The organism is Hymenobacter sp. M1-2 (genome assembly GCF_057808495.1).
On record NZ_JBTYZO010000044.1, the window covers coordinates 1 to 20407 of the forward strand.

Below are 20407 nucleotides of genomic sequence, written 5' to 3' on the forward strand. Positions count from 1 at the left end.
GCCAGCCCTGGCTTTTGCGGACCTCTTCCGTTGTTAACTCACACCAAGCGTTTAATAGTGCCGCCAGCCTTTAGCTTATCCGAGCAAGCCTTGCCGGAGCATGGCTTCGGCAATCTGCACGGCGTTGGTGGCGGCGCCTTTGCGGAGGTTGTCGGCTACCACCCACATATTGAGCGTGCGGGGCTGGGTTTCGTCACGGCGGAGGCGACCGACGAGCACGGCGTCTTTGCCGTGGGCGTCTTTGGGCATGGGGTAGCGGTTTTGGGCCGGGTCGTCTACTACTTCCACGCCCTCGGTTTCGCGCAGCAGGCGGTACACATCGGCTAGCTCAAACTCCTGCTCAAACTCCACGTTCAGCGCCTCGGAGTGGCCGCCTACTACCGGAATACGCACCGTGGTGGCCGTTACGCGGATGGTGTCGTCGCCCATGATTTTCTTGGTCTCGTTCACCATCTTCATCTCCTCTTTGGTGTAGCCGTTGGCCTCGAACACGTCGATGTGGGGCAGCACGTTGAGGTCGATGGGGTGGGGGTAGGCGGGGTTGGCGGCGGGTTGGCCGGCCCGCTCTTCCATGAGCTGGTCCACGGCTTTCTTGCCCGTGCCCGTCACGCTCTGGTAGGTGCTTACCACGATGCGGCGCACTTTATAGGTCTCGTGCAGCTTGTTCAGGGCCACCACCATCTGAATGGTCGAGCAGTTGGGGTTGGCAATAATCTTGTCGGTGGCCGTTAGCGTTTTGGCGTTGATTTCGGGCACCACCAGCTTCTTGGTGGGGTCCATGCGCCAGGCCGAGGAGTTGTCGATGACCACCGTACCGATTTCAGCGAAGCGCGGGGCCTGCTCTTTGGAGATGGAGCCGCCAGCCGAGAAAATGGCCACGGCCGGGCGTGCCGCCAAGGCGTCGTCCATGCTTACCACCTTGTACTGCTTGCCCCGAAACTCGATTTCCTGGCCTACCGACTTCGCGGAAGCCACGGGCAGCAGCTCAGTGATTGGGAAGTTTCGCTCGGCCAACACTTTCAGCATTTCGCCCCCAACCAAGCCGGTGGCGCCAACGACAGCAACTTTCATAAAGAAAAGAAAAATGGAGCCCCGCAAGCAGCGGGTTATGCCGTCAAATTTAGGACATAAGACGCTGGCATCTTCACTTAAGACAAAATCTCACGAGGTAAAACCTGCTTCAGTAGAAGGGGAAATCAAAGTTTATCATTTTGTGAAGCTGTATTAGGATTGCCTAATTGTTGTTTTAAATGGAGTTCCTGGATAAAGAATACAAGCAGCGCAAGAAGAAATACCGGTGGCGACCCACTCGTACTGTTGGGTATATAGCCGATTTTAGGTATGTTGCTGGTCGTAATCGGCTGTAATGCCACTAGTTTACCCCCGCTTTGCTTTCCTCTTCCCGTATTTGTGGCGTGCCTGTGAAACAACTTTTACTGTCTGTTCTGGCATTGCTGCTGCCAATGAGCGTCTCCGCTCAGCTCACCGATTCCTTCGCCGACGGCGACTTCACCCAAAATCCCGCCTGGACCGGCGACATGGCCTCTTTCCAGGTTACGACCCAGCAGCTGCAAAGCAACGGCCCCGCCACAACGGGCACCCAGATTCAGCTCGTGACGCCCTGCCAAGCCACGGGCGGCGGTGCGGTATGGGAGTTCTGGGCCAATCTGCGGTTGGCTACCAGCAGCGGCAACTATGCTGACGTGTGGCTGATTTCGGAACAAGCCGACCTGAAAGCCACCAGCAACCGCGGCTTCTTCGTGCGCCTCGGCGGCACCCCCGACGAAGTTGCGCTATTCCGCAAGGACGCCACCGGCAGCCCGGTGTACGTGGTAAACGGTCTGGATGCCACGCTCAATTCCTCTACCAACAACCTCGTCCGGGTCCGGGTGACGCGCTCCACCTCAGACGTCTGGACCCTGGAGCGCGACTTAGCCGGCACCATTACGTACGTGAGCGAAGGCACCGCTACGGATGCGGCCCGCTACAGCGGAGCGTATTTCGGGGTGACCATGACGTACTCCGCGGCCAATAACCGGGCTTTCTTCTTCGATGATTTCCGGGTGCGGGACTCGGTGCCCCCGGCGTTGGTGCAAGCTGCCGCCACCGCCGCCCGCGCCATAGACGTAACCTTCAACGAACCCGTAGCAGCGGTCCAAAGCGCTGCCAGTTATCAGTTGTCTAGCGGCCCGGCCGTACTCACAGCCCAGCGCAACGCCACCAACCCGGCCGTAGTAAACCTGACGCTGGACGCCGATTTGCCGGCCGGTGCGCGCACGTTGGAAGTGCGTAACGTGGCCGACCTCTACGGCAACGTTGCCGCTGGCCCGCTTATGGCCACCGTCAGTTTTGTGGGCACCATTGTAGTGCCCGGCTATTACCAGCTGCTCATCACGGAGATTCTGGCTGATGAAACGCCCGTAGTGGGGCTGCCGGCTTCGGAGTACTTGGAAATCCACAATCCCTCGGCCACGCGCACGCTCGATCTGGCGGGCATCCAGCTCAGCAAGGGCGGCAGCACTAGCAATCCGGCAGTGTTTCCGGCTGGGGCTACGTTGCTGCCCGGCGAGTACGCCGTGGTGTGCGGCAGCACGCGTACGGCGCATTTTTCCTCGTTCGGCAAGGTGTTCGGACTAACCAATTTCCCTAGCCTCAACAACTCCGGCGACGAGCTGCTGCTGCGCGGGCGCAACGGCCGTCTGGTATACGCCGTGACCTACGCCGACACCTGGTACCGCGACCCCGCCAAGCAGAACGGCGGCTGGAGCCTGGAAATGATAGACCCCGCCAACGCCTGCGCCGGTGCCGACAACTGGATTGCCAGCACTGACGTCAGCGGTGGCACCCCTGGCCGCGCAAACTCCGTGCGCGCTAATAACGCCGACACGACACCTCCCACCTTACAGCGCGTAGTGGTGGTGAACCTCAACACCGTGCAGTTGGTCTTCAACGAGAAGCTAGACAGTGCCCGTGTAGCTAGTCCTGCATTTTACAGCATACAGCCCGGTATTGCCATCCAGGACATCCAGCCGGTTTCCTCTGATTTCCGCGCCGTAGAGCTGACCCTAGCAACGCCGCTCGTAACCGGCCAGACCTACATGGTGGCCGTCCAACAAGCCACGGATTGCCTGGGCAATACCACCGGGGCGGCCACTTCCCTGACCTTTGCTTTACCCACCACACCCCGGTTTGGCGACGTGCTCATCACCGAGATTTTTGCCGATGAAACGCCGGCAATCGGCTTGCCCGCTTCGGAGTACCTGGAAATTCATAATCCCTCGGCCACGCGCGTGCTGGACTTGAGCGGGGTGCGGCTGAGTAAAGGCGGGAGCACCAGCAACCCGGCCGTATTTGCCGATGGGGCCACGCTGCTGCCCGGCGAGTACGCGGTGCTTTGCGGCAGCACGCGCACGGCGCAATTCGCGGCGTTTGGCAAGGTCTTCGGGCTGAGCAATTTTCCTAGCCTCAACAACGCTGGCGACGAGCTGCTGTTGCGCGGGCGGGATGGCCGTGTACTCAACGCCGTAACGTATTCCGACGCGTGGTACGGCGACCCGGTGAAGAAGGAAGGCGGCTGGAGCTTGGAGATGATAGACCCGGCTAACGCCTGCGCCGGAGCCAGCAACTGGACGGCCAGCACCAATACCAGCGGTGGCACGCCCGGCCGCGTGAACTCCGTGCGCGCCAACACCCCGGATACCACGCCGCCGGTGCTCCAACGCGTGCTGGTGCTGAGCCCAACCCTGGTGCAATTGGTATTCAACGAAAAGCTGGACAGCGCCCGCGTGGCTAATCCGGCGCTGTATAGCCTTCAGCCAGGCCTCAGCATCCAAAACGTACGGCCCGTTTTCTCTGATTTTCGGACCGTAGAGCTAGCATTGTCGACGCCGCTCACGTCGGGCCAGACGTACACGGCGACGGTGCAGCAGGCCACCGACTGCCTGGGCAACGCGACGGGCACGGCTTCTTCCGCGACGTTTGGGTTGCCTACCGTTGCCCGCTTCGGGGAACTGCTCATCACGGAGATTTTTGCCGATGAAACGCCCACAATAGGGCTGCCGGCCTCCGAGTACCTGGAAATTCACAACACGTCGGCCACGCGCACACTCGACTTGGGCGGTGTGCGGCTGCTGAAACCGGGCAGCACCAGCAACCCCGCCGTATTTGCCGACACCGACCGTTTGCAGCCGGGCGAATATGCCATGGTGTGCAGCAGCACCCGCACCGCGCAGTTTGCCTCTTTCGGTCGGGTGTTCGGGGTGAGCAATTTCCCCAGCCTCAGCAATGCCGGCGACCAGCTAGTGCTACTAGGCCGCGACGGCCGGGCACTGTTTGAGGTCACGTATTCCGACACTTGGTACAAGGACGCTCGCAAAAAAGACGGCGGCTGGAGCTTAGAAATGGTGGATACCGCCAATCCCTGCGCTGGCATCGACAACTGGACGGCCAGCAACGATGTCAGCGGCGGCACTCCCGGCCGCGCCAACTCGGTGCGCACCGCCAATGCCGACCGCACGGCCCCGGCGCTAGTACGCGCCTTGGCTCTGAATCCGACTACGGTACGGCTGTTTTTTGGGGAGAAGCTGGATAGTTTGCAAGCCGCTAATCCGGCGCTCTACAGCCTCTCGCCCGCCGCCACTATTACCCGCGCCGCCCCCGTAGCGCCCGATTTTCGAACCGTAGACCTCACCCTAGGCACCGCGCTGCAACCCAATCAGCCCGTGACCGTGACCGTGCAGCGCGCCACCGACTGCGTGGGCAACGCGGCTGGCCCGCTAACTTCAGCCAGCTTCGGCCTGCCGTCGGCCGTAGCCGCTGGCGATGTTGTAATCAACGAAATCCTGTTCAACCCGCGCACCAGCGCGGTGGATTTCGTGGAACTGCTGAACCGCTCGTCTAAGTACCTCGATGTGCAGGGCTGGCAGTTGGCCAACATCAAACCCGATAACACGGCCGATGCTGAAAACGTGAGCAGCAGCCCCTACGTGCTGGCTCCGGGCCAACTACTGCTGCTCACTACCCGCCCCGAAATCGTGCAGAACCAGTACCCCACCAGCCACGATGCGTCGGCTTTTCTGGCTATGCATGGCTTCCCAACTTTCCCCAACGATGCGGGCGTGGTTGTGATTTATAACAGCCAGGGCAGCGTGCTGGATCAGTACGCCTACAACAAGGATCAGCATCTGAAGCTGCTCGATGATTTGGATGGCGTCTCGCTGGAACGTATCCGGACCGATGGTCCTAGTCAGCCAGCCAACTTCCATTCGGCGGCCAGTAGCGTGGGATACGCTACCCCGGGCCGGGCGAACTCGCAGCAGCAAGATGCGGCCGGCGGCAATCAGCAATTCAGCTTATTGCCTGAGGTATTCACGCCCGATGAGGACGGCATGCAGGATTTCACGACGCTCAACTACCAGCTCGATGGCACCGGCTACGCGGGCAGCGTCACTATTTACGATGCGCAGGGCCGCCTCACGCGCCGCCTGGCTCGCAACGAAACGATGGCGACGAGCGGCTTTTTCCAGTGGGATGGCCTCAACGACCGGGGCGAAAAGGCTCCGGTGGGCTATTATGTATTGCTGATTGATCTGTTCAAGCCCAACGTCGGCAGTAAGCAGCAGTTCAAGAAGACCGTAGTGCTAGGAGCCCGGTTCTAGCCGCCCTCCCGCCTGTCATTGCGAGGAGGCACGACGAAGCAATCCTTCTTCTCACAGCACAAAATTTACTGAAGCACCAATCCCTTGACGTTAGGTTACTACACTAACGCCAAGGGATTGTCTGTGTAGGAAACTTGTCTCAGGAGAGGAAGGATTGCTTCGTCGTGCCTCCTCGCAAGGACAGGTTAAACTTAAGGCGGCCCGGTGCGTCAAAAAGCCATGACGACGCAACAGCAACTCCAGCATCTGTATTGGCGCGCAGGCTTTGGTCCTCGGCCCGAGGATGTGGCCGCCGGCCTCTCGCCCCGCAAGGCGTTCCGCCAGCTGCTCCGCGACTCGGCGAAGGTAGAGCTGCTCGATAGCCCGCAAATGCACTACAATGAGCCTTTGGCGCAGTTTCGGCCAGTGACTCCGGCATCGGGCACACCGCAGTCGGGCATGGTAACTACGCCGGACGAGACGGCTATGAGCGCCGTTTCGGGGCAGCCTGCTGCGGTAGTTGCACTGCCAAGCGCGATAATGCGGCCCCCGCGCGGCAAAAATCAGCCGCCCCTGCTGCGGCGCCAGGACATGACGCCGCAGCAGCGCAAGATGCAGAACCAAGGTATCCGGGACGCCTTCTATGCCATGAACACGGGCTGGTTGCAGCGCATGGCTACTTCCCCGGCCCAGTTGCGCGAGAAGCTGACCTTCTTCTGGCACGGTCATTTTGCCTGCCGGGTGCGTCGCCCCGATGCCGCTCTGCACCTCAACAACACCATTCGGCAATTGGCTTTGGGAAAATTTGGTGACTTGCTGCTGGCCGTGAGCAAGGAACCGGCCATGCTCCAGTTTCTCAACAACCAGCAAAACCGCAAGCAGCATCCCAACGAGAACTTCGCCCGGGAGGTGATGGAGCTGTTCACGATGGGCCGCGGCAACTACACCGAAACCGACGTGAAAGAAGCCGCCCGCGCTTTCACTGGCTGGGGCTATAATGCCCAGGGCGAGTTTGTGTTTCGGGAAAAGCAGCACGACGAAGGCTCTAAAACTTTCCTGGGCCGCACCGGCAATTTCACCGGCGAGCAGGTGCTGGGCATCATTCTGGAGCAGCCGCGCACGGCAGAGTTTATCGCCACCAAGCTCTACCGCTTCTTCGTGAACGACACGCCCAACGCCGCGCACATCAAGCTGCTGGCGCAGGCGTTTTTCCAGAGCCAGTACGATATCAGCGACTTGCTGGAGCGGATGTTTTCGGCCGATTGGTTCTACGAGGCGGCCAATGTGGGCACCCGCATCAAGTCGCCGGTGGAGCTGCTGGCGGGTATAAAGCGCACGATGGGTTTGCAGTTGGTGAACGACCGGCCGCTTATCATTTTTCAAAAAGCGTTGGGGCAAACGCTGTTTGAGCCGCCGAACGTAGCCGGCTGGCCGGGCGGGCGCAACTGGATTGACTCGTCGTCCTTGCTTTACCGCTTGCAATTGCCATCGGTGCTGCTCAAAAACGCGGAGTTCAACGTGGCGCTCAAGCAGGATGAGAACGACATTTCGCCCAACGTACCGCGCGCCGACCGAACCTTTCAGCAGCAAGTGACAACCACCGTGAAACTGGCGCCCATTCAGGCCCTGCTGGCCAAGACGCCCCCGACTCAGCAAGCCGCCCAGCTCAGCCAATTTGTGCTGCAAGCCCCCATCCGCCCCGAAAACCTGGCCCTCATCCTGCAAGCCGCCGAAAAAGCCCCCGCCGAAGGCCGACTGCGCACCATGATAACGAGCCTGCTAAGCTTACCGGAGTATCAACTGATGTAGCGCGAAGCTCCTGCCTCGTGCCTCATTGCCGACAGCTACGCCGCTGACATTGTCCGTGCTTCACGCTAAGCAGCCAGCAGCACAAGGCGCTTTTAAGCAGTTGGCTTCTGGTAACGGCTCTGGTCCGTCAGCCTCCCAAGCACCTGCGTCCGTCTCACTTCTCATGTCCCACTGTCTCATATCTCACTATATGACTTCCCGCCGCGACTTTCTTAAGACTTCCGTACTGGCCAGCAGCTTGCTATTCGTGCCTAGATTTTTGCACGCGCTGGACCGCCAAGGGCTGAAAAGCCTGCGCGATGCACGCGGACGCCGGTTGGTGGTAGTGCAGCTTGGCGGCGGTAATGATGGGCTGAATACCGTCATTCCGTATCGCAACGACTTTTATCACAAAGCCCGGCCCACGCTCGGCATCAAGGAGCAAAGCGGCATTCTGGCCCTAGACAAAGACCTCGGCTTCAACCCCGCCATGACGCGCCTCAAGGGCCTGTACGACCAGGGGCAGGTAGCCGTGCTCAACTCCGTGGGCTACCCTAACCCCGACCGTTCGCACTTCCGCGCCATGGACATCTGGCAGAGCGGCTCGGCGGCCGACCAATACCTGAGCACCGGCTGGCTCGGCCGCTACCTCGATTCCAATTGTCCCGCCTGCCAGGTGCCCTACAACGGGCTGGAAGTAGACGACACGCTGAGCCTGGCCATGAAAGGAGAACTGCGCAAGGGACTGGCGCTGAAAAACCCCGCCAAGTTTCATCAGATAACCCAGAACCGTTTCATTGCGCAGGTGAGCGGCGAAAAGCCCGCCGGAGCCGTTTCGGAGCTGGACTACCTGTACAAGACGCTGGCCGAAACGTCGTCCTCCGCCGATTATCTGTACCAGACTTCCAAGGTGTATAAGTCGGCGGTGGCGTACCCAAACACCGAGTTTGGGCGCAACCTCAAAACCACGGCCGAGCTGATAAATTCCGGCATTGAGTCCCGCGTATTCTACGTTTCGCTCACGGGCTTCGACACCCACGTGCGCCAACGGGAGCAGCAAGGCAAATTACTTGGTGACTTGTCGGAAGGCCTGGGCTCCTTCGCCGAAGACTTGCAGAAGGCCGGCAATTTCGATGATACGCTAGTTGTCGTCTTCTCCGAGTTTGGCCGCCGCGTGAGCCAGAATGCCAGTAACGGCACCGACCACGGCACCGCCAACAACGTGCTGCTGCTCGGTGGCGGGCTTCAGCAGCAAGGCATCCTCAACGACGCTCCCGACCTGCAAAACCTCAACGAAGGCGACTTACGCCACCAACTCGACTTCCGCAGCCTCTACGCCACCATCCTCCACGACTGGCTGGAGGCAGATGACCAAGCCATTCTGGGCAGCAAATTCGACCGGCTGTCAGGGCTGGTCTGAGGTGGATGCGGTGCTGGTAGCAACTGTCGGACTCTCATAAGTAGCGTTCAGTTTAGGCCGGTTGAAAGAGCTTTTTAACTCAAACTGAGCAATATCCATTCGGGCGGGCCTTCGTAGGAAGCAGGGAAACCATTCTTCACCCCAACGCACCTACCACGAGCTATGAAAGTATTATCACCGGCCGCCCACGGCGTCCTCGACTACATGACGGTAGTCTTCTTCGCGCTTGCTCCTTTCCTGTTTGAATTGACTGGCGCCTACGCCACGGCTTGCTACGTACTAGCCGGCGGCTACCTGCTCATCGCCCTAGCCACCGACTACTCGCTCGGCGTGATGCGCATCATCCCGTTCCCCGTGCACGGCAGCCTTGAACTAATTAGTGGATTGGCACTGATAGCCGCGCCATTCATCTTCGGTTTTTCCGATGACAACCCCACGGCCCGGAACCTGTTCATCGGTTCCGGGGTGGTATTTACCATTGTGTGGTTCCTCACCGACTGGCGCGCGCAGAGCCAGGGGCAGGCCCATTCTCGCTCCCTCATGACGGACACGCACTAGAGTCGCTAGAGCATCTTTCAGCAAATGAAACAGCCGGTGCATATAGTATGCACCGGCTGTTTGCGTTGAAAGCCAGCTCCACTCAGCGGCGAAAAGTGAAGCCCAAGAAAAATTCCCAGTCCGTATCTCGGCTGAGGGCAAGGTGAGTACCTACGTCGAATTGCAAGTTTTCGTTGACCGTGAAAATAGGGGCTATGTTAACCGAGGAGCGCCAACCGGTATGTTCCGCGTCCCACTGGGTTACGCCTTCCACCAAAAAGGAAAACACCTCTGTGAATTCATGGTCTATAGCCAAAGAAGGCATCATGCGCACGTAATGGCGGTCCTGCTCCCGGTCGTAGTCCAGGTCCGACTCCAGCTGCAAGTCGAGGTTCCATTTGTGGGGCAGTTCCAGGTTGACGGGCACAATGAGGCCGCCTTCCATGGCCCCGCTACCGGCTTGTCCGCCCGTGGGGAAGCGCGTGTAGGCTACTACGGCCATTGCTAAGGGGCCTTCCTGATCGTCGCCAAGGAAGTTATGCTTTACGCGTAGGGTCAAGTCGCCGAAGCCGGAGTTGCGCTGCCAGTCGGCTTCCGGGGTTTCGCGCTCTTTCTGCACCTTGTAGAGCGGCACTTCCAGTTGCACGTCGGTGCGGCGGCTGAGGCCGAGTTTGGCAGTAGTGAAGGCGGCTTTCCACTCCCGGCTGCGCTGCTCTTCTTCCCGCGTGTTGATGAGACGCACGGCATCCGTCTCCACCTGTAAATGGCCAGCGTCCACCGTAAACGGGCTTTCCGTAACGCCCGGCCGGTCAGGGCGGAGAGGGCGAAGCTGGTTGCGCGGCACCGGCTTAAACAGGCTAAAGTGCGCCGAGTCGTAGGGGCAGGACTTTTTGGTTTGTGCTTCGGCGCTGATAGCACCTAGCAAAACAAGCAGCGGAGCTAAGTAAAAAACTTTCATTGAGGAGAGAGTGAGTATGCAGCAGCCTACGCAAACGCCACAGTTTTGTGAACACACCGCGCACATTTTCACCCCTTAACTCCACTTCAGGCCATTGGCCAATGGCAAGTGCCTAGCACGGTTTGGAAGTTGGTGTAGCGCGCAGCTCCCGCTTAGCGTATCGTCCGCGCCGCTCGAACAAATCCTGTTCAACGTCAGCAGCTATACGCGAAGCCGGAGCTTCGCGCTACTGGCTGCTTACCAATCTTATTACCGACTTTAAACTGATATTCATGCTGTTACACCAACAGCCAGACACTCTCAAATCTCACTTCTCAAAGGCTATAACGCACCCCAAAAAAGGTCCGCCGGCCTTGCAGCGGTGCGAAGTTGTAGCTCGTATCGAAGGTGTAGCCGTTGGGATTGTTTTGGTCCACGGTCTTGTCGAATGGGTCAAAGGGCCGAAGCAAGGCGTAGCGCGGCAGAAAGTCGAGGATGTTTTTCACGCCGCCGTAGATTTCCAGGCCCGGCCCCAGGTGTTTCGTAACCTGTAGGTTCTGGAGCGAAAACCACGGCGAGCGGGCCGGCCGGAAGTCATTGGGCTGCACCGGTAGCTGCATCGGCCCGTTTACTTGCCCGGTGTAGTCCACCGTCAGCCCAAGCTGGGCGAAGCTGTAGCTGGCCGTGTAAGTGCCCGAAAAAACGGGCGCGTGCAGTTGTGCTACTCGCCGCAGTTCGCCGCCCTCCGCTGGCCGCTCCTGCCGAAACACATCCATCACCGTGACGCCCGCAATCAGCTTCAGCGGCCGCGAAAATGTGAAGTCCGTATTCAGCGAAACACCCCGCGAAATAGCGTAGCCGTCGAGGTTGCGGTAGATAATCTGGTTGGGGTTGGTATCGTAGTCGGGGCTGATTTTATTGGTGAAGTAGGTGTAGAAAGCACTGCCATCGAAGGTGAACGTGCCGGCCGCAGTGCTCAGGATGCGGGTGTAGTTGAGGTTGGCGTTCCAGCTACGTTCGGGCCGCAACGCCTCCGGCACCACCACTTCGCGGGCACCGGTGAGGGCCGCATGGTCTTCCGTAAACAGGTTCACCACCCGGTAGCCGTTGCCGATGCCCACGCGCACCACGCGGCTGCCATCCACGGTGCCCCACTTGTAGTTGAGCCGCGGCGTGAAAATGTTGCCGTGGCGCGGGTTGTAGTCGTAGCGCAAGCCGGCCAGCAGCGTGGCATCGGGCGTGAGGCGGAATTCGTCTTGCACAAACACGCCGGGCAGATTCACGAGGTCGGGCTGGTTGCCTAACTCGCTGCCCGTGGCCGGCGTATTATCGTCGTACCACGTGGAGCGGAAAGCGGCGCCTAGCAGCAGATTATGACGGATGGTTGGGCTCTTGGCCCAGGTGAGCTGCCCAAACCCTACGCGCTGCGTGGCGTTGTAGCGCGTGGTGCCGTAGGCCGAGTTTTGGCGGTGCTGGTTGAAAGAGCCGCTCAGCAGCAATTTCTGTCCCGCCACCGGTAACTGATATTGCCCCAGCAACTCGTAGCGGCTCGTGTATACGCTTTCGCCGTAGATACTATCGCCGCCCCGAAACTCCGGCCGCCAGCCCAATTGGCCGCCAAATCGGTCTTCGTAGTAATAGCGCCCGGCTAAACTGGCGGCTCGCTGCTCGGGCCGCTGCCAACTCCACTTGTTGAATACAGACACTCTTTTTTGCGTTGGCACGTCTGTGAAGCCGTCCTCGTTCACGTCGCGGCGCTGGTTGTAGCCGTACAGATTGGTGCTGAGTAGAGTGGAGGCGAGGCCCACTTTGGCAGCTGTGCCGAGGTCCAGGTTCAGGTCGCGGTGCGAGGTACCGAACAAGTCGGCGGAAAAGCGGGGTGCTTTCGCCGGGTTTTTGGTGATGACGTTGATGAGCCCGCCCACTGCTTCCGAACCGTAGAGAGTCGAGGCCGGCCCTTTCACCACTTCCACCCGCTCGACCAAGCTGCTCGGAATGCCACTCAGGCCATACACCGTGCTCAGCGAACTCACGATGGGCATTCCATCAATGAGCACCATCGTGTAGGGTCCTTCCAGCCCGTTGATGTGAATGTCGCCAGTGCCGCACACATTGCAGTTAAGCTGCGGCCGCACGCCATTCACCAGCGTCAGGTTTTCAAATAAGCAGGGGCTCGGGTTCTTCTGGAAATAGCGCGGCGTGTACAATTCCACTGCTATCGGCGACTCACTTTTCACCACCTCGCCCAGGGTTCCGCTCACCACCACTTCGCCCAAAGTGCTGCTAGATGCGTTCAGGGCAATATTTATCGTCGTAGCCTTATCAGCCGCCACCGTAACAGCTCGTTCCGTGGCTTGAAACCCCACCGCGCTAACTACGAGCCGGTAGCTGCCAGGCGTAACCTTCGACAGCGTGAAAGCGCCTTCTTCGTTGGCCGTAGTACCGGTGCTAGTCCCTTTCAGGCCGATGCTAGCAAACGGCACCACTTTTTCCTCAGCCCGCACAGTTCCACGTATGCTGCCAGTTTGCGCCTGAACTTGAAAGTGAAGAAGCAAGAGCATCAAAAGAGAGAAGAACTGTTTCATAACAAACCTTTATTTAGGATGAGCTAGGATTTATTTTTAGAGTAGTCTAAAAGGAGTTCAACAAAAAAGCGCAGCAACCCTCAATGGGTCCTGCGCTTCGTGTGGTTTAGCCGAAAAAGGTTTCGAACAGCAAGTAGGCGTTCAGCACAATGATGATACCAGACACCACCCACGCTATAGCCTGCACCAATGGCCGGTTCACAAATACGCCCATTTTGGCCTTGCTACCAGTGAAAAGCACTAGCGGTACTACCGCGAAGCTTAGCTGCAACGACAAAATCACCTGGCTCAGTACCAGTAATTCACCCGTGCCTTTTTCGCCGTAAAGCAGAGTCACGATTAAGGCTGGCACCACGGCTATGCCCCGCGTGATGAGGCGCCGCAGCCAGGGTTTGAGCTTCAGGTTCAGGAAACCTTCCATCACGATTTGCCCGGCCAGCGTGCCCGTGAGCGTAGAGTTCTGACCAGAAGCCAGCAGCGCCACCGCAAAAACGGTACTGGCCGCCCCGGCCCCCAATACGGGTGCCAGCAGCCGGTGCGCGTCGCTGATATCGGCCACATTGTGCAGCCCATTACGATGGAAAGTTGCCGCCGCAGTTATGAGAATAGCGGCATTAACGAAGAAGGCTAGAAACAGCGCCACGGTCGAGTCGATGGTAGCAAACTTGATGGCCATCCGCTTACCAACTTCCGTTTGCTCAATAGCCCGCGTCTGCACGATGCTGGAATGCAGATACAGGTTGTGCGGCATTACGGTGGCACCCAAAATGCCAATGGCAATGTAGAGCATCTTTGGATTCGTCACCACTTGCGGCTGCGGCACCAGACCGCCCAGAATGCCAAAATAGTCGGGGTGCGAAACGATGATTTCGTACAGGAAGCAGCCAAAAATAATTACTGTCAGGCCAGCCACGATGCTCTCCACAACCCGAAAACCGCGGCTCTGAAACAGCAGTACCACCAGCACATCCAAGATGGTCAATACCACGCCCCAAGGTAGCGGCAGCCCAAACAGCAGGTTCAACGCAATAGCCGACCCAATAACTTCGGCCAGGTCGCAGGCGGCAATGGCTATTTCGCACAAAACCCACAGCATCATCGCCACCGGCTTGGAGTAATGGTCGCGGCAAGCTTGCGCCAAATCCCGCCCCGTTACGATGCCGAGTTTGGCCGCCAAGTGTTGCAACAGCATCGCAAACAGGTTCGAAATCAGAACCACCGAAAGCAGTGTGTAGCCAAACTGTGCGCCGCCAGCAATATCGGTAGCCCAGTTGCCGGGGTCCATGTAGCCTACGGCCACCATTAGGCCAGGTCCCCAGAAGGCTAGCATTTTGCGCCAAAACGAAGCACTGGCAGCGGGTACTTTAATGCTAGCGTACACCTCGCTCAACGAAGGGGCATTGCGGGCCCGCCGCCAGCCAGTATCAGCGGGTGGTACTGTTTGAGGTGGTGAGGGTTGTATGATAGGGGGCATCTGAAGACTAACGAAAAGCAAAGATACTTTTTAGACTTGTCTAAAAATATTTTTAAGACAACATAAATACTTTCCTGCTCCGAAAAAGTTTCGCCCTAAGTCAAAAGAGCCCTACGATTATTACTTGAACTGTGCTATCTAAGAGCCGAAACAATCTGCCGGGTAGTGAAATAAGCGGGTAGTATAATTCCGGTCGTAGTGGGGGCTCTGATGCTAATTCCGCGTGCTGCGCTTGCTGCCGGAGCCGCGAAGACAGAGTTTTTACTTTGGGTCAGTAACTCCTAACCGAGTAAGTGCAGATTCGCGGAGAAGCAGGAGAAAAAGCTTGTACAACTTGTGTGAGCGGGTAAGGGGATATACCCTCACACGCAAAGCGTACTAGACTATGTTTTCTACTGTAGCCGTTATATGAAAAGAGCAACGCTAGGCGTCGCTCTTTTCATATGGGAGAAATGAGTTGTATCTGATGGCTACTCCACTACCAAACGACGAGTAAACCGTGTGTTGCCGAGCTGAGCTTGCACCATGTATAAGCCCGCAGGCAATTGCTGCACGTCAATGCTAGTCTCTTGCTGGCCATTGATAGCCACTGTTCGTGTGGTCCGGCCAAGAGCATCCCGTATCACAAGCGAGGTAGTAGCCGGGGCTGGCAGCCGAACGGTTACGGTGTGCGTAGCGGGGTTGGGCCAGATAGCCAGCGCTGCCGATTGGCTATTACTTACCGTGTTCAATACATAAGCTCGGTTTTCGAGCACCAGAATACGGTCGTCAGTGGCTCCGGGAGTGGCGCGCCCATCGCGGTTGCTGGTGCCGATGTACACGCGTCCCTGGGGCGAAACGCATATGGCCCGCAGCCGTCCGTAAGTACCACTCCACACGTTGTTCTGGCTTGTTACTTGGTTACCCGTCGTGTTGAGCTTAAGGTTAGCGAGTGAACTAGCCTTTAGACTAAGCAGAAGCAAGGAATTATTCCACTCCGGAATTGCCGGATGCGTGTAGTAGGCAAGGCTAGACACACCTAGCGTGGGCGTATAGGAAGTAAGCGGTTCGCGCACATTATTAGCAGCGCAGAAAGTTTGCTCCGCTGGCAGATTGCAGGGGCCTTCAATGTTGGGCCACCCGTAGTTACGCCCTGCTTCAATCAGGTTGACCTCATCATCAATATTCTCGCCGTGCTCCGCGCTGTAAATACGGCCAGACGGGGCACGTGTCAAACCTTGCGGATTGCGGTGCCCTAGCGTGTATACTGGACTATTGGGTGTTGGATTATTGGTCGGAATCGTTCCATACAAATTCAGACGCAGAATCTTGCCGTTGAGTGAAGTCGTGCTTTGAGCATCCGACCTTACTTGGCGGTCACCGGTAGTCATCAAAAGAGTGCGATCTGGCAGGATCAGTAACCGGGAACCACTATGGGTGGTTGTAGCCCCAATATTGCCAAGCAGGATTTGTGGACTGCCCAAGGTATTGGTAGCCGCCGTGTAGGTATACCGTACGAGCTTTTCTTTGAGCCCTTCCGTGTCAGTGTAATTATATACTATGTATACGTAGGGCGAAGTGCTGAAATCGGGATGCAAAGCCATACCTAATAAGCCGCTTTCACCAGTTTCCGTTACGTCAGCCACCGTTAGCAAGGGCAGCACCTGACCCGTATTGGGGTTGATGCGGCTGATTCGGCCGGCGCGCTCCGTCATCCATAGAAAGTTGTCTGGCCCCCACAGCAGCTCCCAGGGCGTGTCGAGTCCTGTTGTAAGTGCCGACAAGGTGAGCGTAGTGTTGCCGACGGTGTAAGTAGCCAACGGCGGATTTTGCTGGGCGCGGGCCGGAGCCATCATCCCTAAGAGTAGCAGTAGAGTAGCAGCATGTTTCATTAGCGGAAGAAGTTGGTGGTGAGAAAATGGGTTTGTACTGACATCAACGCGTAAAGACGCTTCACGGATGAGTTTCTGCCTGTTGGCCTTTCTCCCGTAGTTTTGCTCAAGGAGCGCCTTCATAGTACAAAATACACGGTAAGATATTTTGTTTGAAGTCCACGGCGAACCTTAAATTTCCTCGTAACTCTTCACGCTTACATGCAGATTCCAGATTCTCACCACTCCGAGGGTTTTATCATCAGTACCGACCCAGCTCGCCTAGATATAGCAGTCATTCATGCGTATCTAGCGTACGACTCCTACTGGGCTAAAAACATTTCGCGCGAGTTGGTGGAACGAGCTATTGCGCATTCCCTCTCGTTCGGACTGTATGCGCCCGACGGGCAGCAAGCCGGTTTTGCACGAATCGTAACGGACTACACCACCTTTGCCTGGCTCTGCGACGTCTTCGTGCTGTCAACTTACCGAGGGCAGGGCCTTTCCAAATGGCTAATGGAAGTGGTATGGACGCATCCAGGATTACAAGGTTTACGCCGCCGCATGCTAGCCACTCTAGACGCGCACGGCTTGTATCAGCAGTTTGGTTTCGCCCCGTTAGCTGTCCCGGATCGGTTCCTGGAAATCAGCCTGCAAAACCCTTACGGTGCTGAAAATCCTAGCTAGCAGGCACCATCTCAACGCGTCAGCATACTTAGCTGAAGTTCAGGTAAGCTTGGTTCGACTTCAAATGAATACTCACCCGGCGTGCTGTGCACTGGTATCGGGGATGTTTGCCCGTTACCCTTCAGGTTAAAATTAAGTCTGGTAATATTGCTGGTCTTAGTTTCACCTCTCCCACCAATCTTTTTAAATGCGATTCTCCTTTCACCGGTTTCTGCTGCCGGCTGCACTCACTATACTAGCAGCCTGCTCCGAACAGAAGAAGCCTCAAACCGAGCAACCTACCGCAGCACCCGCCACTACGCCGGCCACTCCCGACACCGTAGCGACCCAACCTATTCCCCCCAGCCGTCCTGATACTGCCTACGTGCAGGATGTAGCAGCGTACTTAGCTGGCCAACCAGTCAGCCAGAAAAGCACCCTGCGTACCCTTACCGCGCAGCCAGCCTGGCAAGCTTTTGCCACCGATGCCGATAATAATTGGGCTAAATACCACGCTACCCGCACCACCAAGATCGAAAAATGGGCTGCTTCCGAACTAGACTCCGTGCGAGCTAGCAGCGCAACCGTTTTCTATCCCTTTAGCGGCCCCGATCTGCTAAACGTCGTGACGATGTTTCCGCACAGCAGCACCTACGTGCTAGTAGGGCTAGAGCCAGTCGGTTCCATCCCGCGGCGAGCCACGCTTGAAAAGCCCAAGCTGTTCCCAGCCGTTAAGGCTTCGCTCTGGTCGGTGCTCAACTTCAGCTTTTTCCGCACCAACGATATGGCTGTTGAGCTTAAGTCGTTGGAGTTGGATGGTTCTTTACCGCTGATGATGCTGTTTGCGGCTCGTACCGACCACCAAGTCCAGAGCATCCGCTACGTGCAACTCAACAGCGAAGGCCAACTCCTAGAAGCCGATAGCGCCAGTGTTCAGAAACGGAATCCTAAACTTATTCCTGGTGTCGAAATGAAGATGCTCAACAAAGCTGGTGACGAGCAGAAAGTCTACTACTTCTCCGCCGATATCAGCGACTGGAAAATGGGCACTAATAAGGATGCTGTTATCCAGTATGTGAAGAGTCTCGGTTCGTTAACTACCTACGTGAAATCGGCCAGCTACCTCATGCACAAAAGCTATTTCAGCAAGGTCCGCAACCTCATTTTGGAGCGCAGCAACTACATTCTTCAAGACGATTCCGGCATTGCCATGAAGTACTTCCGCCCCGCCGATTGGCAGCTCACACACTATGGTATTTACAAGCGCCCTATCAACCTTTTCGCCAAGCATTACCAACCCGCTCTCACCAAAGCATATGCTGACACTAGCAATCGGCCACGTCCGCTTCCCTTTGGCACGGGTTACAACTGGCGCCAAAACGACTCCAATTTGCTTCTAGCTCATCGGCAAACGCCTTTATCAAGCCAATAAATTCTATAGAACTTGGCGAGGCAGAGTCAACTGTAAGCATTCACAACTCTTAGTTCATCCTTTGCCCATCCTCAAAAAAGCCACCGCTAGCAGCCGTGGCTTTTTTGAGGATGGGCAGTTCACTGAGTGAAAGAATGAGCCATTACACCTTCTTATCCGTTATTCTGAAAGTAGGGAGTGAGGTGAAGAACACGAAGTCTACCTTCTGCCACCCATTATATTATAAGTGAGTATGTCTTCACGCCGTCGTGTTTTTGCACTGCTTCTATTACCATGCACAGTTGGATTACTGTTGCTTCTCAGCAGCCATCAGCCGAACCGACCAGTCCACAGCCATAGTGGCGCGCAACAAGCCAATAGCCCCCTGCTCGATAGCCTGCTTCGTTCAGATAAGACCCTCGCGGCCGTAGCAACCCGTGCCAACGAGTACGAACTGCAAATCATCTACACTCAAATCAACCGCGACGCTCAGAACCAGCCTCACTTCACTCAGCATAACTTTCGCCTCAACGCCCGGCAGTATTTCAATCCAGCGAGCATGGTGAAACTGCCTACCGCCGCTTTAGCTCTCGAAAAGCTAAATCAACTGCGCCAGCCTGGTCTCAGCCGTCGCAGCCCGATGGTCACCCGTACCGCCTTCCGCTGCCAAACCTCCGCACCCTACAATCCCGCCGCCGATTCAGACCAGATAAATACAGTCGGCAATTATATAAAGCGCATGCTACTCGTCAGCGACAACAGTGCTTACAATCGTCTGTATGAATTTCTTGGCCAACGCCCTCTCAATGAGCGTCTCGCCCAGCTAGGATATCCTAATGCCCGCATCGTACGCCGTTTCTCTCCCTGCGATACGCTTGCCAACCGTCACACCAATCCCATTGATTTCCTTGATACAAAAGGGGAGCGAATCTATCAGCAACCGGCAGCCTCCAATGCTATTGCTTTCAGCTACCCTCTAGGTCAAGTCCTCAAGGGCCGGGCTTTTCAAGCCAATGGGCGTATCATTCCCCGGCCTTATGATTTCACGACTGCCAATTATCTGCCTCTGCAAGATGTCACGGATATCTTAAAAGCACTGTTATTTCCCGAGGCAACACCCACCAAGCAACAATTCAAGTTAACGACTGACGATTACGCTTTTCTTCGCTACTACCTCCACCATACTCCCCACAGTTCTGCTTATCAACCCTTTAGTTCCAAGCAATTTTTTGATGCTTATAAGAAATACCTCTACTACGGCCGCAATCCTCAAACTCAAGCCGAACCTACCTTGCATATATATAATATAGTGGGCATGTCGCATGGCTACCTTGCTGATGTAGCTTACTTCGCTGATTCCACGCACCAAACGGAGTTCATGCTAAGTGCTGTCCTGTATCTCAATCAAGATGGTATTATTAATGATGGAGCTTACGAATACACCACCGTTGGTTTGCCTTTCCTCACCAAATTAGGACAAGTAATACACCAATATGAAACGTTACGTCCTCGCCAATACAGCCCGAATCTCTCCGCTTTCTTCGCACTAGAAAGTATTCGTTGAAATATTTGGCATCTCGTTGAACCAAAAAGCCGGCTCAACGAGTTCTGCCTCAGCGCACTAATCAAGGAAGGCTTTTTCTCGCTGAAGGATTCAATGTAAAAAGCTCTGAGCAGGCCTTGCACAAGAAGAAACAGTCTACTACTTTTGCACTCCCAATCCGAAACGCGGATCGGGCACAGCGAAGTAGAAACGCGGGGAACTAGATTACCGCTTTCGGGTGTTGATCTGGAAATGCTCCTACTTCGTGCTCTCAGCTACCAAGTGTGACGAGGAGGACAGCAACTAAAAAAAGTTTGCTTCTTGACTTGCACAGGCAGAAATGAGTGTTGTATCTTTGCAACCCGTTTCAGTCGGACGAAGACAGAGTTCTTAGAAAGCTGCTAAAAAGTTTTCAGTAGAGCTTGACAATCGGGGTTTGCTTGTTGTATCTTTGCAGCCCGCTTCTCCTTTGAGAGAAGAAGTGCTGCCAAGAGCGAAGGGCAAGAAAAACTTTTGCTTTTTCTTGCTTCGAGTGAAAAGAGGATAGTATCTTTGCAGCC

Annotated in this window: 12 protein-coding genes; 7 read left to right on the forward strand and 5 right to left on the reverse strand. The window is 56.5% G+C overall.

What is annotated here, in order from left to right:
* Window positions 1–75 precede the first annotated feature (75 nt).
* Window positions 76–1071 carry an aspartate-semialdehyde dehydrogenase gene (locus ACYSMN_RS24990; RefSeq protein WP_488926664.1) on the reverse strand — a complete coding sequence of 332 codons (996 nt, stop codon included), beginning with the start codon at window positions 1069–1071 and terminating at the stop codon, window positions 76–78.
* A gap of 392 nt (window positions 1072–1463) precedes the next feature.
* Between ACYSMN_RS24990 and ACYSMN_RS24995 the strand changes: the two genes are divergently transcribed.
* The 4 genes from ACYSMN_RS24995 to ACYSMN_RS25010 all read left to right on the forward strand — a co-directional run bounded on the left by ACYSMN_RS24995 (window position 1464) and on the right by ACYSMN_RS25010 (window position 9402).
* A complete protein-coding gene (locus tag ACYSMN_RS24995; RefSeq protein WP_488926665.1) occupies window positions 1464–5657 on the forward strand; it encodes a lamin tail domain-containing protein in 4194 nt (1397 codons plus the stop codon).
* A 204-nt stretch (window positions 5658–5861) separates the two neighbouring features.
* The gene (locus ACYSMN_RS25000; protein WP_488926666.1) at window positions 5862–7445 is read left to right on the forward strand and encodes a DUF1800 domain-containing protein; all 1584 of its coding nucleotides are present in this window, start codon (window positions 5862–5864) and stop codon (window positions 7443–7445) included.
* A 190-nt stretch (window positions 7446–7635) separates the two neighbouring features.
* The gene (locus ACYSMN_RS25005) at window positions 7636–8844 is read left to right on the forward strand and encodes a DUF1501 domain-containing protein (RefSeq protein ID WP_488926667.1); all 1209 of its coding nucleotides are present in this window, start codon (window positions 7636–7638) and stop codon (window positions 8842–8844) included.
* A gap of 162 nt (window positions 8845–9006) precedes the next feature.
* On the forward strand, window positions 9007–9402 hold the full coding sequence (locus ACYSMN_RS25010) for an SPW repeat domain-containing protein (protein WP_488926668.1): 396 nt from the start codon (window positions 9007–9009) through the stop codon (window positions 9400–9402).
* Window positions 9403–9484: 82 nt separating this feature from the next.
* Here the strand turns inward: ACYSMN_RS25010 and ACYSMN_RS25015 are convergent, their stop codons facing one another.
* The 4 genes from ACYSMN_RS25015 to ACYSMN_RS25030 form a co-directional block, all read right to left on the reverse strand.
* Complete coding sequence (locus tag ACYSMN_RS25015; protein ID WP_488926669.1) at window positions 9485–10339, reverse strand: transporter; 855 nt, start codon at window positions 10337–10339, stop codon at window positions 9485–9487.
* A gap of 314 nt (window positions 10340–10653) precedes the next feature.
* The gene (locus tag ACYSMN_RS25020) at window positions 10654–12879 is read right to left on the reverse strand and encodes a TonB-dependent receptor (protein ID WP_488926670.1); all 2226 of its coding nucleotides are present in this window, start codon (window positions 12877–12879) and stop codon (window positions 10654–10656) included.
* 130 nt (window positions 12880–13009) lie between these two features.
* Window positions 13010–14377 (reverse strand): Nramp family divalent metal transporter, encoded by a 1368-nt coding sequence (locus tag ACYSMN_RS25025; RefSeq protein ID WP_488926671.1) that lies wholly within the window; start codon window positions 14375–14377, stop codon window positions 13010–13012.
* Window positions 14378–14847: 470 nt separating this feature from the next.
* On the reverse strand, window positions 14848–16248 hold the full coding sequence (locus ACYSMN_RS25030; RefSeq protein WP_488926672.1) for a PQQ-dependent sugar dehydrogenase: 1401 nt from the start codon (window positions 16246–16248) through the stop codon (window positions 14848–14850).
* A gap of 201 nt (window positions 16249–16449) precedes the next feature.
* On the opposite strand from ACYSMN_RS25030, the gene ACYSMN_RS25035 reads away from it, so the two are divergent.
* From ACYSMN_RS25035 to ACYSMN_RS25045, 3 genes are all read left to right on the forward strand, one after another.
* The gene (locus ACYSMN_RS25035; protein WP_488926673.1) at window positions 16450–16914 is read left to right on the forward strand and encodes a GNAT family N-acetyltransferase; all 465 of its coding nucleotides are present in this window, start codon (window positions 16450–16452) and stop codon (window positions 16912–16914) included.
* Between the two features lie 187 nt (window positions 16915–17101).
* Window positions 17102–18325, forward strand: a complete 1224-nt coding sequence (locus ACYSMN_RS25040; RefSeq protein WP_488926674.1) for a hypothetical protein — start codon at window positions 17102–17104, stop codon at window positions 18323–18325.
* Between the two features lie 232 nt (window positions 18326–18557).
* Entirely contained in the window at window positions 18558–19868 is a 1311-nt protein-coding gene (locus ACYSMN_RS25045) for a serine hydrolase (protein WP_488926675.1), read from the forward strand.
* The last annotated feature ends 539 nt before the right edge of the window (window positions 19869–20407 follow it).